General features: G+C 52.7%; 17 protein-coding genes and 1 pseudogene. 17 read left to right on the top strand and 1 reads right to left on the bottom strand.

Features of this window, described 5'->3' with window-relative positions:
* Window positions 1-7: 7 nt before the first annotated feature.
* From pilM to trpS, 12 genes and pseudogenes are all read left to right on the top strand, one after another.
* The gene (pilM, locus tag H2P46_RS13900; RefSeq protein ID WP_193405598.1) at window positions 8-811 is read left to right on the top strand and encodes a pilus assembly protein PilM; all 804 of its coding nucleotides are present in this window, start codon (window positions 8-10) and stop codon (window positions 809-811) included.
* A complete protein-coding gene (locus tag H2P46_RS13905) occupies window positions 811-1353 on the top strand; it encodes a PilN domain-containing protein (RefSeq protein WP_193405599.1) in 543 nt (180 codons plus the stop codon). Before pilM ends, H2P46_RS13905 begins: the two co-directional genes overlap by 1 nt.
* The gene (locus H2P46_RS13910; RefSeq protein WP_193405600.1) at window positions 1346-1840 is read left to right on the top strand and encodes a HofO family protein; all 495 of its coding nucleotides are present in this window, start codon (window positions 1346-1348) and stop codon (window positions 1838-1840) included. Before H2P46_RS13905 ends, H2P46_RS13910 begins: the two co-directional genes overlap by 8 nt.
* Window positions 1830-2216, top strand: a complete 387-nt coding sequence (locus H2P46_RS13915) for a HofP DNA utilization family protein (RefSeq protein WP_193405601.1) — start codon at window positions 1830-1832, stop codon at window positions 2214-2216. The genes H2P46_RS13910 and H2P46_RS13915 overlap by 11 nt, the downstream gene beginning before the upstream one ends.
* Window positions 2173-3423 carry a DNA uptake porin HofQ gene (gene hofQ / locus H2P46_RS13920; protein ID WP_202987464.1) on the top strand — a complete coding sequence of 417 codons (1251 nt, stop codon included), beginning with the start codon at window positions 2173-2175 and terminating at the stop codon, window positions 3421-3423. Before H2P46_RS13915 ends, hofQ begins: the two co-directional genes overlap by 44 nt.
* Before the next feature lie 379 nt (window positions 3424-3802).
* Window positions 3803-4324, top strand: a complete 522-nt coding sequence (gene aroK / locus H2P46_RS13925; RefSeq protein WP_193405603.1) for a shikimate kinase AroK — start codon at window positions 3803-3805, stop codon at window positions 4322-4324.
* Window positions 4325-4362: 38 nt separating this feature from the next.
* On the top strand, window positions 4363-5451 hold the full coding sequence (gene aroB, locus H2P46_RS13930; RefSeq protein WP_193405604.1) for a 3-dehydroquinate synthase: 1089 nt from the start codon (window positions 4363-4365) through the stop codon (window positions 5449-5451).
* A 69-nt stretch (window positions 5452-5520) separates the two neighbouring features.
* A complete protein-coding gene (locus H2P46_RS13935; RefSeq protein WP_193405605.1) occupies window positions 5521-6555 on the top strand; it encodes an SPOR domain-containing protein in 1035 nt (344 codons plus the stop codon).
* 96 nt (window positions 6556-6651) lie between these two features.
* Entirely contained in the window at window positions 6652-7464 is an 813-nt protein-coding gene (dam, locus tag H2P46_RS13940; protein WP_193405606.1) for an adenine-specific DNA-methyltransferase, read from the top strand.
* Window positions 7465-7531: 67 nt separating this feature from the next.
* On the top strand, window positions 7532-8215 hold the full coding sequence (rpe, locus tag H2P46_RS13945; protein WP_193405607.1) for a ribulose-phosphate 3-epimerase: 684 nt from the start codon (window positions 7532-7534) through the stop codon (window positions 8213-8215).
* Window positions 8199-8874 (top strand): annotated as a pseudogene (locus H2P46_RS13950) (phosphoglycolate phosphatase). The gene rpe and the pseudogene H2P46_RS13950 overlap by 17 nt, the downstream one beginning before the upstream one ends.
* A gap of 16 nt (window positions 8875-8890) precedes the next feature.
* Entirely contained in the window at window positions 8891-9895 is a 1005-nt protein-coding gene (gene trpS, locus H2P46_RS13955; RefSeq protein ID WP_193405608.1) for a tryptophan--tRNA ligase, read from the top strand.
* Window positions 9896-10230: 335 nt separating this feature from the next.
* Here the strand turns inward: trpS and tsgA are convergent, their stop codons facing one another.
* Window positions 10231-11409, bottom strand: a complete 1179-nt coding sequence (gene tsgA / locus H2P46_RS13960) for an MFS transporter TsgA (RefSeq protein ID WP_193405609.1) — start codon at window positions 11407-11409, stop codon at window positions 10231-10233.
* A 263-nt stretch (window positions 11410-11672) separates the two neighbouring features.
* Between tsgA and ppiA the strand changes: the two genes are divergently transcribed.
* From ppiA to argD, 5 genes are all read left to right on the top strand, one after another.
* Complete coding sequence (gene ppiA, locus H2P46_RS13965; protein WP_193405610.1) at window positions 11673-12245, top strand: peptidylprolyl isomerase A; 573 nt, start codon at window positions 11673-11675, stop codon at window positions 12243-12245.
* A gap of 98 nt (window positions 12246-12343) precedes the next feature.
* The gene (locus tag H2P46_RS13970) at window positions 12344-12514 is read left to right on the top strand and encodes a YhfG family protein (RefSeq protein ID WP_193405611.1); all 171 of its coding nucleotides are present in this window, start codon (window positions 12344-12346) and stop codon (window positions 12512-12514) included.
* Window positions 12504-13097: a putative adenosine monophosphate-protein transferase Fic gene (locus tag H2P46_RS13975; protein ID WP_193405612.1), complete on the top strand. Its 594-nt coding sequence runs from the start codon at window positions 12504-12506 to the stop codon at window positions 13095-13097. Before H2P46_RS13970 ends, H2P46_RS13975 begins: the two co-directional genes overlap by 11 nt.
* A 41-nt stretch (window positions 13098-13138) precedes the next feature.
* Window positions 13139-13714, top strand: a complete 576-nt coding sequence (locus H2P46_RS13980) for an aminodeoxychorismate/anthranilate synthase component II (RefSeq protein WP_193405613.1) — start codon at window positions 13139-13141, stop codon at window positions 13712-13714.
* 88 nt (window positions 13715-13802) lie between these two features.
* Window positions 13803-15023, top strand: coding sequence for a bifunctional acetylornithine/succinyldiaminopimelate transaminase (gene argD, locus H2P46_RS13985; protein WP_193405614.1), 1221 nt, complete (start codon window positions 13803-13805; stop codon window positions 15021-15023).
* Window position 15024: the final 1 nt, after the last annotated feature.

The following is a 15024-nucleotide window of genomic DNA, read 5'->3' on the forward strand; positions in this document are numbered from 1 at the left end:
CGCGCGCATGGCTTTTCATACCTGGCAAATTGGACTGGATATTCAGAATAGGCAGCTTTATGCCCTTGCCGTCCAGCAACGTCGTGAAGGCTGGAAGTTGTGCCACTGGTGGCAGCAACAGCTGCCGCAAGATACGTTAAGAAACGGCGTGCTGCAATCTTCACCTGAGTTAGTCGCGGCGTTAACCTCGTGGCGTAAACGCTTACCCCAGCGCTATTCGTTGCGCGTTGGCCTGCCTGTGCAGCTGGTGTTGCAACGGCCTTTACCGTTACCGACCCAACAGATGTGCGAACCCATAATGCGCCGCTACGTACAAACCGCCGCGCGAAAACTGTTTCCCATAGAACCGGAAGCGCTGGCGCTGGACTATCGTTCTGATCCGGCAGGCGATCAGCTTTACGTAACGGCGGCGCGACAATCCGTGGTTGATCAGTGGTGTTTGCCATTGCAGCAAGCCGGTTTGCAGCCGGAAGTCTTTGAGCTGACAACCCATGCTTTTAGCGTGATCGCAAAAGCCGCAAAACTGCCCGCCAATAGCGTGCTGGTGTTACGCCACGGTGAACGCTGGCTTTGGTGTGACAGTGAGGGGATTTGCACGTCAGACGATGCGGCCACGCTGACAGCATTGCAGCAGGTTCTACCACAAGGCGCCCATATTCTTCTGTGCGATAACAAGGAACGTGCGCTTGCTGCAGGCACAGACTTCTTTTCTCCTTTCGATCTCTTCCATTATAAGCAACCGCCGCTACCTGAGTGTCCGGATGATTTCACGCTTGCCGCCGGGTTGGCTCTGCGTAAGGGGGATGACTGATGGTTGCCGTAAACCTTCTTCCCTGGCGTCAGCGGCGCTGGCAGTACCAGCGTCGTCAAGCGCTGACGATCGTTTCGCTGCTACTGTCTGGCATTGTACTGCTGGTTTCGTTCCAGGCGTGGAGGATATACGCAGCCACACAGACTGCACTGCAGCAGCAAGACACGCTACGCATTGCACTGGAGGAGGTCGCTCAGCGCCTGACGCAGCAAAAACAAGCGATGCAGATGCTGGATATGCAGCAAAAGCAGCTAAATAAGCAGCAGTTTCAGGCAAAACAGCTCGCCATCTGGCAACAGTTTTGGCTGGATTTACCGGCTTTATTGCCGGATACGCTGTGGTTACAACGGCTGGAGAAGCGTGATCTTCAATTACTGGTGGAAGGCCATGCAGAAAATATGCAGGCAATACGCACTTTTCGTCATCAGCTGGCCGGTCAGCCACTTTTTGTCCAGGTCAGGCAGGGCAGCGTAAAACGACAATCCGAAGGGATTTACCAATTCTCGTTGCGGGCACAGTTGCAGGAGATGGCTAATGAATGAAGGGATACAGCGCTGGTTATCTCTGCATCCATTACCGCGCTACGCCATGTTGCTGGTGGGCGCGCTGGGCTTGTGGCTGCTGTGCTGGGCACTGTTATTGCGTCCGCTAAGACTGGAGCGGCAAGATGTGCTGGCTGTGCTGGAAAAACAACAACAACGCTTGCAACAACGTCAGAATCAATTATCTCAACATCCCTTACCCGAGACATTACATGACCAGCTGGCGCAGATTTCTGCGCAATTACATACAGTCTCATCAACCCCGGCCTTAGAACGCCTTCTGGCGATGCGTGGTCAGCAGCTTGAGCAATGGCTGCCAGAGGCTCAGCCGCGAACCTTAATCCTGCATTTGCAGTGGACACAATTTCAACCACTGTTTGCCGAACTGGCTCAGGCAGCCGTGCCTTTTCCACAGCGTTTTCAGCTGGCAATGCAGCAAGCGCATTTGGTTGCTGAACTGTGGCTGGAGCATGACGATGCGTCCTAACCTGCTTATTTTGCTGATGTGCTGCGGCAGCGCGTTAGCCCGCGATCCGTTTCAACCCATGGCGGGTGCAGCCTGCATTCAACAGGTTGAAACGCTGCCTGGCTGGCGCTTGCAGGGGATTATTGGACGTGAAGATCATTACCGCGCCTGGCTACTTGGCCCACAAGGCAAAATCATCACGGTAGATGCAGGGCAACCCTTTCCGCTGGCACCGTGGCGACTGGCATCGTTAACCCGCAGTCGCGTCTCGCTGGTGGTGGAAAACAGTTGCTCAACGCAGACCCTCTCATTTCAAATAAAAGGACACGCGCGTGATAAGGCCGAGCATTTTGATGCTGGCATTGTGTTGCCTGGCTCCCGCCTTCGCCAGCCATAAAGAAAAACTCAGCCTGGCTTTTGACGATGCACCCGTAGAGCGCATTTTACAGGCGCTGGCGGATTATCAACATATCAACCTCATGATCGCGCCGGGTGTACAAGGCGCACTGACGCTGCGGCTGGATGATATGCCCTGGGCGCAGGCGCTGGAACTGGTTTCGCGTATGGCACGTCTGACGCTGATTGAAGAGGAAAATGTTTTGCTGGTATATCCCGAACGCTGGCAGCAACAACAGCGAAAGGAGGAAAAAGCACAGCAGGAAGAGAAGCAGCAGCAACTGCCGCTAAAGCAGCGCAGCGTTGTGCTGCATTATGCGAATGCCAGCGATGTGCATCGCAGCCTGCAAAGTGAGCGTCAGTCATTAATGACGCCGCGTGGCAGCGCCACGGTGGATAATCGTACCAATACCTTATTGTTGCGGGATACCGAGTTGGCGCTGAAAGAGACTGAACGCTGGCTTCAGGCGTTGGACGTCCCGCTGGAGCAAGTCGAGCTGGCCGCGCATATTGTGACGATCAGTGAAGAACATCTGCATGAGCTTGGGGTTAACTGGGCTTTAAATGCTGGCGAAGGTGCTGCCATTCAGGCTTTACGCAATCCCCGGCTGGATATTCCGCTAGCTGTGAACTCCCCCAGCGTAAGTGTTGGCGTTACGCTGGCGCGTATTGGTGGACAGCTGCTGGACCTGGAACTGAGTGCGCTGGAGCAGGAAAACCAGATTGAAATTATCGCCAGCCCTCATTTATTTACTTCTCATCAGCAAACGGCTTCGATTAAACAAGGCACGGAGATCCCGTATGAAGTGTCGGCGGGAAACAGCGGGGCCACCAGCATTGAATTCAAAGAGGCCGTGCTGGGGATGGAAGTCACGCCAACAGTATTAGGCAATAGCCGTATCCAGCTAAAAATTCGCATCAGCCAGAACGTGCCGGGACGCAGTATTCAAACGGGTGATACAGAGGTGCTATCAATTGATAAACAGGAAATTGAAACGCAGGTGACACTAAAAGATGGGCAGACGCTGGCGCTCGGTGGTATTTTCCAGCAGCAGCGAACGCACGGACAACGACAGGTTCCACTGCTGGGCAATATGCCCTTACTGGGGGCGTTATTTCGGCAGCAAACAGAAGAGCGCAAAAAAAGAGAGCTGGTTATCTTTATAACGCCTCGATTGGTCAGGGAAGCAGCGCTTATCGCCGGATAAACCGGAAAATACGTTCCTGAATGCCATCCGCATTGACGCAGGGCAGGAATTAGCTTACAAGGTTTAGCGATTTTCAATATGTTGTAACCGCGTTGTAACCGTTTATGTTGGGTTAAGCTCAGCAGACAGCTCAGAAAGAAATCTCCTCTGAAGGCGGCGTTGAAAAAACGCAGCGCTGACGCGTTACAGTTTCGCGAACTACAGGCCAATTCAGAAATGGATGTGCCGCAGGCAATATAATCGGTTGCCAAACGGCCTTGAGTGTTGAGATAATTTTTCGTCTGACTCTTGCTAATGCTCATGAGGTCTCAGTTCCTGTCCCGCCAGCAAAAAGCTGAACGCGGGGTATCATTAACGAATTCTTAGTAATACCGACAAAATGGCAGAAAAACGCAATATCTTTCTGGTTGGGCCGATGGGTGCCGGCAAAAGCACTATTGGCCGTCAGTTGGCTCAGCAACTCAATATGGAGTTCTTCGATTCCGATCAGGAAATTGAGCGACGCACCGGAGCGGATGTGGGCTGGGTTTTTGACGTCGAAGGCGAAGCTGGCTTTCGCGATCGCGAAGAAAAAATCATCAATGAACTGACCGAGAAGCAAGGCATCGTCCTGGCGACTGGCGGTGGCTCCGTTAAATCCCGGGAAACCCGTAATCGTCTCTCCGCCCGCGGTGTCGTGGTGTATCTGGAAACCACTATCGAGAAGCAGCTGGCGCGCACGCAGCGTGATAAAAAACGTCCGCTGTTGCAGGTGGATTCACCACCACGCGAAGTGCTCGAAGCGTTAGCTGACGAACGTAACCCGCTGTACGAAGAGATCGCCGATGTCACCATCCGTACTGATGATCAGAGTGCGAAAGTGGTGGCGAATCAGATTATCCACATGTTGGAAAAAAGTTGATCCAACGCTTAAAGGCTCTGTAACAGGTATTGAGCATTATGGAGAAGATCACCGTTGCATTGGGGAAACGTAGTTACCCCATTACTATCGCCGCCGGACTGTTTAACGATCCGGCTTCTTTTTGGCCGCTAAAAGCGGGCGATCATGCCATGCTGGTGACTAACCAGACACTGGCACCGCTCTACCTTGAGAAGCTGTCGGCGCTGCTGACAGCGGCGGGCGTAAAAGTGGATCAGGTGGTTTTACCCGACGGCGAGCAGTACAAAACGCTGGCCGTGATGGATCAAGTCTTTACCGCACTGCTGCAAAAGCCGCACGGTCGCGACACGACGCTTATCGCCTTAGGCGGGGGGGTCATTGGCGATCTGACCGGTTTTGCTGCAGCCAGCTATCAGCGCGGTGTACGCTTTATTCAGGTGCCCACGACCTTGTTGTCACAGGTTGATTCTTCCGTGGGTGGCAAAACCGCCGTTAACCATCCACTTGGTAAAAACATGATCGGTGCATTTTATCAGCCCGCTTCGGTGATAATTGATACTGACTGTTTACGCTCGTTGCCGCCACGCGAACTGGCGTCAGGTCTGGCGGAAGTGATTAAGTACGGCATCATTCTGGATGGCGAATTTTTCACATGGCTGGAGCAAAATCTTGATCGGTTACTGGCGCTGGAAACGCAAGCCATGGCGTACTGTATTCGTCGCTGCTGTGAGTTGAAGGCGGAAGTGGTTGCTGCTGATGAGCGGGAAACCGGCCAGCGTGCGCTGTTGAATCTGGGCCATACCTATGGTCATGCGATTGAAGCACACATGGGTTATGGCAACTGGTTGCACGGCGAAGCTGTTGCTGCGGGCATGGTTATGGCAGCACATACCGCAGAACGTTTAGGCCAGTTCAAAACCGAAGAAACCGATCGCATTATCACTTTACTGCATCGTGCCGGTTTACCGGTGCATGGCCCAGAAGCGATGAAAGCGGAAGACTACTTGCCTCATATGATGCGCGACAAGAAAGTCCTCGCTGGCGAATTACGCCTGGTGCTGCCTTTATCGATTGGCCGTTCTGAAGTGCGTGGCGGCGTAGCGCATGATATGGTGCTGGCTGCAATTAACGATTGCCAGAAAACTTGATAATAAGCAGTTAAGCGGCAGAGCTGCGCGGTGAAGCGCAACCTATACCCGCTTTACTGAGGAGGCAAAATGGATGAGTTTAAACCGGAAGACGAGTTAAAACCTGACGCCAGTGACCGCCGTCCCTCGCGTCCACGCAAGCCGACTTCTGCACCTAAAGTGCCGGTTTCCCGTCAGAAAATGATGATGGGCATCGGCATTTTGGTTTTGCTGCTGTTAGTGCTGGGCATTGGCTCGGCGCTGAATGGCCCGGACGACAGCAAACCGGCGTCTGATAGCAGTAAGGCTACATCCACAGGTGGATCTAACGCTAACGGCGACAGAAATATCGATCTTACAGGGGCGACTTCCATGACCGGCGGGCAAAATTCGTCCGGACCAGCTGCATCAGCCGTAAACACCCCGCCAGCTGCGGGCGAGAGTGCCAGCAACGCGCCGCGTGACATTTCAATGCCTGAAGTTTCCTCCACTCCTACTCAGGCCGCGCCAGTTGAAGCACCTGCTAACCAGCAACGCGTCACTTTGCCAGGCGACCTCAACAGCGCGCTGAATAATCAGCAGCAGCAAATGGATAACGCTGCGCAGGGTGCGCAGAACACCGGTTCTTTACCAACGGCTCCGGCCACGGTAAGTGGCAATGCGAACCATACAGCCACAGCGCCGGCGAACCGCCCGGCAGCGGGTAAAAACAGCTCGCCGGTGCGAACTCAACGCGAGCAGCCGCATAAAACAGCGACGAAGCCCGTAACCAGCGAAAGCAAAACACATACTACGCCAGCGCGTCCGGTTACCCGCGGTTCTGACACCAGTAGCCATGCAGGAAGCAGTGCCTCCAGCAAATCACTGCCGAGCGGCAACTATACGCTGCAGCTGAGCGGCGCATCGCGTGAAGACAGCCTGAATGCCTGGGCGAAGAAACAGAATCTCAGCGGTTATCACGTATATAAAACCACCCGTAACGGTCAGTCGTGGTACGTGCTGGTGAGTGGCTCTTACGCGACCCCCGCCGAGGCTAAACGCGCCGTTGCCTCGCTACCGGCAGACGTTCGTGAGCAGAACCCCTGGGTGAAGCCGCTGAGCCAGGTGAAGAAAGAAGCTCAATAGTTTATGTGGGGCCAGTCACCCTGGCCCCGTTTTTAAGCGCAGATCTGCTGTCGGTCCAGCCACAGCCTCACCATAAGATGTATTAACCACGACAGCATGAAGAAAAATCGCGCTTTCCTGAAATGGGCAGGGGGGAAGTTTCCCTTAGTTGAAGAAATTCATCGCTATTTACCGCAAGGTGACTGCCTGGTTGAACCCTTTGTTGGTGCCGGATCGGTGTTTCTTAATACCGAATTTGACCATTACCATCTTGCTGATATTAACAGCGACTTAATTAATCTTTACAACATCGTTAAGCATCGCACGGCAGATTTTATTCGTGATGCACAGCTCTTGTTCACCCCGGAAGGCAACACTGAAGCCTGCTATTACCTGCGCCGTACCGAATTCAACCTCAGTGCCGACAGCTATCAGCGCGCACTGCTGTTCCTCTATTTGAATCGTCACTGCTACAACGGCTTGTGCCGCTATAACCTGCGTGGCGAATTCAATGTGCCGTTTGGTCGTTATCGTAAACCCTACTTTCCTGAAGCGGAGCTGCTATGGTTTGCCGAGCGGTCACAGAAAGCGACATTTGTCTGTGAGTCATACGATGTTACCCTGAGCAATGCCCGCAAAGGCTCTGTGGTATATTGTGATCCGCCGTATGCCCCGCTGTCCGCGACGGCCAATTTTACGGCGTATCACACCAACAGTTTTAGTCTGCGTGAACAGCAGCATCTGGCAGAGCTGGCTGGCAAGCTGGCGACAGAAAGCCAGATCCCGGTATTGATTTCCAACCATGACACTGCACTCACACGTTTATGGTATCAGGAGGCAGTGTTATATGTGGTTAAGGCCCGGCGTTCTATTAGCCGAAGCATAAGCGGTCGCACAAAGGTCGACGAACTGCTGGCACTGTTTAGCTAGTCGGTTTCGTCCGCGACCAACGCATTACGCCAGCCGCAAGGTTGGCGCACAACAGTGGGAGAAACGGATGAAACAATATTTGCTGGCCCCTTCAATCCTTTCGGCGGATTTTGCCCGTCTGGGCGAAGACACCGCAAAAGCGCTGGCGGCTGGAGGCGACGTGGTTCACTTCGACGTAATGGATAACCATTACGTTCCCAACCTGACCATGGGGCCGATGGTGCTGAAAGCGCTGCGCGACTATGGCATCACCGCACCTATCGATGTGCATCTGATGGTGAAACCGGTTGATGCGCTAATCCCTGAGTTCGTCAAAGCCGGCGCCACCTATATTACGTTTCATCCCGAAGCCAGCGAGCATGTCGATCGCACCTTACAGCTGATCAAAGAACACGGCTGCAAGGCAGGCCTGGTGTTCAATCCCGCCACGCCGCTCAGCTATCTCGATTACGTGATGGATAAGCTGGACATCATTCTGCTGATGTCGGTGAACCCAGGCTTTGGTGGGCAATCTTTTATTCCTGGTACGCTGGATAAATTGCGCGAAGCACGTAAACGCATTGATCAGAGCGGCTACCACATTCGTCTTGAGGTGGACGGTGGTGTGAAGATTGATAACATTGGGCAAATCGCAGCAGCGGGTGCCGACATGTTTGTTGCTGGATCCGCTATTTTTGGTCATCCCGATTACAAAAAAGTCATTGATGATATGCGCAACGAGCTGGAGAAAGCGAATGGCTCATTTCACTGATATTCGTGCGCTGGCATTTGATCTTGACGGCACGCTGGTAGACAGCGCGCCGGGCCTGTCCGATGCGATTGATCGTACGCTGGCAGATCTAAAATTACCTGCCGCTGGCATCGAGCGCGTATCCACCTGGATTGGCAATGGTGCTGACGTGATGATGTCGCGTGCATTGACGTATGCACTGGGCCGAGAGCCGCAGCCGGACGAGCAACGCGATGCGCGTGCCTTATTCGACAGGCATTACGCCGACACGGTGGAGGCGGGCAGTACGCTGTTTCCACAGGTAAAAGCGACGCTGGAAACGCTGCAGACTAAAGGCATTCCGCTGGCTCTTGTTACCAACAAGCCCACCCCCTTTGTTGCGCCTTTATTAGCCTCGCTCGGTATTGCCGACGCGTTTTCGCTGATTATTGGTGGCGATGATGTCATTGTGAAAAAAACACCCTGCTGCGATTTTTCTGGTACTGGGTAAGTTCGGCCTACTGCCGGGACAATTACTGTTTGTCGGCGATTCCCGCAATGATATTCTCGCTGCCCAGGCGGCTGGCGTGCCCAATATCGGCATGACGTTTGGTTACAATTACGGCGAGCCGATTGCTACCAGCCAGCCTGATTTAACCCTCAACTCTTTCGACGAACTTTTGCCCGCTCTTGGGCTGTAATTATCAGGACACAATCATGAGCAAACCCATCGTTTTCAGCGGCGCACAGCCGTCCGGCGAACTGACCATTGGCAACTATATGGGTGCGCTGCGTCAGTGGGTGCAGATGCAGGACGATTTCCACTGCATTTACTGCATCGTTGACTTACACGCCATCACCGTGCGTCAGGATCCTGCTGCTCTGCGTCAAGCCACGCTGGATACGCTGGCGCTTTATCTTGCCTGCGGTATCGATCCTGAGAAAAGCACTATTTTCGTCCAGTCACATGTGCCAGAACATGCGCAGCTGAGCTGGGTTTTGAACTGCTACGCCTATTTCGGCGAACTCAGCCGTATGACCCAGTTCAAAGACAAATCGGCGCGCTATGAAGAGAACATTAATGCGGGCCTGTTTGATTACCCGGTGCTGATGGCCGCAGACATTCTGCTGTATCAGACTAATCAGGTGCCGGTGGGTGAAGATCAGAAACAGCACCTGGAGCTGAGCCGTGATATTGCCAGCCGTTTTAATGCGCTTTATGGCGAAATTTTCAAGGTGCCGGAGCCATTCATCCCGAAATCAGGCGCACGCGTGATGTCGCTACTTGAGCCGACCAGGAAGATGTCCAAGTCTGACGATAATCGCAATAATGTTATCGGCCTGCTGGAAGATCCTAAATCGGTAGTGAAGAAGATCAAACGAGCCATGACCGACTCCGAAGAGCCGCCAGTGGTGCGCTACGACATTAAAGAAAAGCCCGGCGTTTCTAACCTGCTGGATATTTTGTCTGGCGTCACTGGCAAACCTGTTGCCGAGCTGGAACAAGAGTTTGAAGGCAAAATGTATGGTCATCTGAAAGGTGCAGTAGCCGATGCGGTTTCTGGCATGTTGTCGGAATTGCAGGCGCGTTATAACCGTTTCCGGAATGACGAAGCTTTGCTGGAACAGGTAATGCGTGACGGCGCAACTAAAGCGCGCGCGCAGGCGCAAGAGACGCTGAAGAAGGTGTATCAAGCGGTGGGTTTTGTCGCCCAGCCTTGAGTGTTAAGCGGTAAAAAAAAGCGGCGGGCCTGAACCCGCCGTTTTTACTGGATGCGGCACAGCGACCGCTTTTCACCCGCGGCTGCAAAAAGCGCAACGCTGAGTATGGCTGCATAATAAAAAGTCGAGCGGTTCAAGCTGAAGCGTGCGGGCTGTAAGCGCTCATGTTCTACTGAAGCGCCCGTTACTATAACGCGGCTGTTCCTGCAGCGGTGGTCTGTCAGCGTTTATCTGGGCTTCCAACCGGCGCAATATGTCATCTACCGGCAGGAAAAAGAGGGAAGGATGCCAAAGGTTGAAGGAAGAGGGCAGCGCCGCAGCGCCGCCCGAAAGGATTAATGCGTGACGTGACCATGCTGGCGATGCTTAGACACAAAACCAAGCAGCACACACATAATGAACACCACCGCATACAAACCGTTAGCGGTAAACAGTGCAGCGTGCACGCTGCTCTTCTCAACAATCGGTCCGGTTACCACGAAAGTTAACATAGTGCCGACTGTGCCGCAGGTCAGGATAAAATTCACCAGCTTTGGCGACGAGACTTTGGTTTGCAGCGAACCAAGCGTAATGATGGTGGTGTAAATCGCGCTGGAGCTGAAGCCTAGTGTCATGATGATCCAGCTCAGCATACCGGCATCGTTGCTGCGGACAAACCAGTACATCAATACCGTGGCGAGGCCGGTCAGAACCATCAGAATGCGTTGCAAATCGAAGAAACGCAGCAGGAAGCTGAACACCCACATGCCGATCATATAGGCGGTCCAGAAATTACCGACCAGCTGACCCGCGCTGGCAATATCCATGCCCATGGTTTTGGTCGCGTATTCCGGCACCCAGGAAATAAAGCCGAGTTGACCCAGGATATAGCACAGCGCGGCAATCGACAGGAACAGCACGCCAACGCCCCACTTCTCTTTTTCTACCGTTGGGCTGTTTTCTGGTTTACTCAGGACCGGAAATTCTACCAGCAGCGTCAGCACAAAAATCGCGACGTAAATGACGCCAATACAGGCGTAGACCCAATACCAGGGCAACTGGCGTGCCAGCAGGATGCCTGCCAGCACTGGGAACAGTGTGCCGGCCATGCTAAAAAAGGAGTCGGTAAACAACAGGCGTGAGCCTCGCTGGCGACCTTCATATATATGTGTAATCAGGAAAGTGCCAATCGACATGGTGATACCGCTGACCACGCCCAGTACGAACATACACAGCGAGAAGATGCTTAGATCGCGGCTGGTCATCAGACCTGCTACCGCCAGTATCATTAAGACAAAGCCAAAGATCAGCTGGCGTTTAAGGGGTACGATGACCATCAACCAGGCATTAAGGAAAACCGCCGCCAGAATACCGGCATTAAGAAAAGTAAAAGTGTTACTCATGCTGGAGATGGGGATCTGGAAATCTTTCGCAATATCACCCATTACCATGCCGGTAACGATCACCAGCGCGCCGGTAAGCGCATAAGAAAAAAAGCTGATCCAGGTAAGGCCTAAACGATTTCGGTTTGTCATATTTCTGCACCTGTTAAATACCGGAAGGTCGGTAAAAGTGTGAGAAAGTGTAAACGGAACGGTGCCCTTAATAAACAATCAATGAAAATCTGGATCTATTATTTCACTATTAATGTGATTTCAATCAATTAATGTCCGGCGTTTATCGATTACACCGTTTCGTTAATGCGCACGTAAATAAAGGTAAAACGCTGGCTCTTAGAATACATGCTCTTTACAATCAATCTCGTTTTGAGCTCGCTCTCCAAGGTAAGGAATCTTTTATGTTTAAACGTACTTTGACAGCGGCAGTTGCCCTGTTAGCGCTCTCCTCGGTTTCTGCCTCGGCATTAGCCGCTAAAGGCGATACACACATTCTGCTTACCACTTCTGCCGGTAATATCGAACTCGAACTGAACGATCAAAAAGCGCCGGTTACAGTGAAAAATTTCGTCGATTATGTAAATAGTGGTTTCTACAACAACACTATTTTCCATCGCGTGATCCCTGGTTTTATGATTCAGGGCGGCGGTTTTACGACTGATATGCAACAGAAGCAGACCAACGCGCCTGTTAAAAATGAAGCAGACAATGGCCTGCGTAATCTGCGCGGTACCATTTCTATGGCGCGTACAGCAGATAAAGACAGCGCTACCAGCCAGTTTTTCCTGAACGTGGCAGATAACGCTTTCCTTGATCACGGTCAGCGTGATTTTGGTTATGCGGTATTTGGTAAAATAGTGAAAGGGATTGAAGTGGCAGATAAGATTTCTCAGGTCCCAACCAAAGACGTCGGTCCATACCAGAATGTGCCAACAAAACCGGTCGTTATCCTCTCTGCAAAAGTTCTGCCTTAACACTTCTAACGCCATCGACAGATGGCGAACATTGCCACGCCTCCGGCAAAGGAAAATTTTGCTCTTATACTTAGGGCAAAACGCAGCCAGGAGGCGATATGGCAAACAAACTCACCGAGAAACAAAAATCGACGCTCTGGCAACAGCGGCGCGCAGCCTGCTATCAGGCCAGCTGTCGGCTGGAAGGCTTAGTGCTAAATGAACCCGCACTAAAAGGCGAAGATGCTCAGACGCGACTGGAATCGCTGAGGAGACAGTATGGCCAATAACGCTGCCGTTATCCGCGATCCCTACCTGTGGCACAACGAGGATGTGTTGAAAAATCGCCTTGATATTTATGATGCCGTTCAGCTGCGTAAAGCGGAGTTAAGCTTCAGCGCTGCACGCCTTGCCACGCTTGAACTGGGCGCAAGTACCCTGGGCCTGCCTTATCTTTGCCATATTCATCGTACCCTTTTCCAGGATGACTATAGCTGGGCCGGGGAGTTACGAACCATCGATATCTGGCGCGACGATATGCCGTTTTGCCATTTTGAATATATCGAAAAAGAGGGCAATACGCTGATGAGCGCGCTGGAAGAAGAGAAAGGTTTAGCCGATCTGGGAGCGGAACAGTTTGTACAGCGTATCGCACACTACTATTGCGAAATCAATATGTTGCATCCGTTCCGTGAAGGCAATGGTCGCGCCCAGCGCATCTTCTTCGAACAGCTGGCGCTGCATGCGGGGTTTTTGCTCGACTGGGGTAAGGTTGAGACGGAAAACTGGGCTGCCGCAAATCAGGCTGGCGCTTCCGGTGATTTGAAACGGCTTGAACAGGTATTTGCGAAAATAGTGAGCGAAGCGGGGTAAAAGCGTAGAATGGCGGCGCTTTCAACCACTCTGGATGGGCTATGCTGCTGCTTATCGACAATTACGACTCGTTCACCTGGAATCTCTACCAGTATTTTTGCGAGCTTGGCACGGAAGTTCGCGTTGTGCGAAACGATGCCATCACGCTGGAAGAGATGAACGCCTTACCGTTGACGCACCTGGTTATTTCCCCTGGGCCGTGCACGCCGGATGAATCTGGCATTTCGCTGGCAGCCATTCGCCATTTTGCCGGACGCATACCGGTGCTTGGTGTTTGTCTTGGTCATCAGGCCATTGCGCAGGCGTATGGCGCGAAAGTGACGGGTGCGCGTCAGGTGATGCACGGTAAAACGTCTGCGATTCAGCACACCAACCGCGGCGTATTCCGCAACCTGAACAATCCACTTACCGTTACGCGCTATCATTCGTTAATCGTGCAGCGCGATACCTTGCCGGATGATTTTGAAATCACCGCCTGGAGTCTGCGCGACGGACAACTGGATGAAATTATGGGATTCCGTCATAAAACCCTGGCGCTGGAAGGCGTGCAGTTCCACCCCGAGAGTATTCTTAGCGAGCAAGGCCATCAGCTGCTGCGCAATTTCCTTAATCAGTAAAGTTATGTTTGCCTTTGATTGATTTTTTATGCATATTTTATGATTATTATCTCGCATTGGCTCAACAGCTAATCAAATGAGGTCGTCAATGGCAGCGGAAAAAATTGCGGTAACGCGGGAAACATTCGATAACGTCATTTTGCCTGTTTATGCACCGGCACAGTTCGTGCCGGTGAAAGGCAAGGGCAGCCGCGTATGGGATCAGCAAGGCAAAGAATATATCGATTTCTCTGGCGGGATCGCGGTCACCGCGTTGGGCCATTGTCACCCGTCGCTGGTAGAAACCCTGAAAAGCCAGGGCGAAACGCTGTGGCATACCAGCAACGTGTTCACTAACGAACCGGCGCTGCGGCTTGCCAGTAAATTAATCCATGCCACTTTTGCTGAGCGCGTGTTCTTTGCAAATTCAGGCGCAGAAGCAAACGAAGCCGCGTTTAAGCTGGCGCGTTATTACGCTTACAAACGGCACAGTCCGTTCAAAAGCAAAATTATCGCTTTCCATAATGCTTTTCATGGCCGCACGCTGTTCACCGTGTCGGTTGGTGGGCAGCCAAAATATTCGGACGGCTTTGGTCCAAAGCCCGCAGATATTGTGCATGTCCCCTTCAACGATCTGGATGCAGTAAAAGCCGTTATTGATGATCACACCTGTGCCATCGTGGTTGAGCCGATTCAGGGCGAAGGCGGGGTGATGCCGGCGACGCAGGAATTTATGCAAGGTCTGCGCGAACTGTGCGATCAGTATCAGGCGCTGCTGGTGCTGGACGAAGTGCAAAGCGGCATGGGACGCAGCGGTAAACTGTTTGCCTATGAACATTACGGCGTGATGCCGAATATTCTGACCTCAGCAAAAGCGCTGGGCGGCGGTTTCCCGGTAAGTGCGATGCTGACTACCAATGAAGTTGCTTCTACCATGGCGCCAGGCGTACATGGTACGACTTACGGCGGCAACCCGCTGGCGTGTGCGATTGCCGAAACGGCGCTGGACATCATCAATACGCCGGAGGTGTTACAAGGCGTAGAGACCCGTCGTCAGCAATTTGTCGAAGCGCTGAAAGCCCTTGATGCTCAGCAGGATCTGTTCTCTGATATTCGTGGTAAAGGTCTGCTAATTGGCGCGGCGCTGAAACCGCAGCATGCAGGTAAGACGCGCGATATTCTGCATGCCGCTGCGGCAGAAGGCGTAATGATTCTGGTTGCGGGGACGGATGTGATCCGTTTCGCGCCGTCGCTGGTCATTGAACCAGACGTGATTGCCGAAGGTATGCAGCGCTTTGCCAAAGTGGTGGAGAAGGTGCTTAGCGCCTGAT

Origin of the sequence: Mixta mediterraneensis (genome assembly GCF_014946725.1) — a bacterium.
GTDB lineage: Bacteria > Pseudomonadota > Gammaproteobacteria > Enterobacterales > Enterobacteriaceae > Pantoea > Pantoea mediterraneensis.